1 protein-coding gene is annotated in these 312 nt (G+C 34.3%); it reads right to left on the bottom strand.

Features of this window, described 5'->3' with window-relative positions:
- On the bottom strand, positions 1-312 hold a 312-nt coding region (locus ACYVTD_RS18895; protein ID WP_461249117.1), incomplete at both ends, for a pseudouridine synthase.

Here is a 312-nt window from a genome sequence, read left to right as displayed (position 1 = left end):
AAAAGGGACAGCTTTTAAACTTTGAAAATTTTTCGCTATAATTATGAGACCGCGTGTATTAATGTCGAGCCGATGACATAAGGAGGGGGCAAAAGAATTTTCGATTTTTGGGGAGTATTCGCCCTTGTCGAATAAATATTTTTGTGCGTTTGTGATTAGCGTGTTGACGTTTTCGTTATCTGTTGGATGGGATAGTTGCCCTTGTGGTTTGTCGCAAATTATTATGTTTTCATCCTCATAAACAACAGCTATTTTGCTAGTAGCTTTATATATTGAATTATCGATTTTTTCAAAAAATTCGTCATTTATATA

This window comes from Treponema sp. R6D11, from assembly GCF_054786075.1.
Note: the sequence above shows the minus strand (reverse complement) of the source record. Positions and strands in the feature narration are given on the sequence as shown.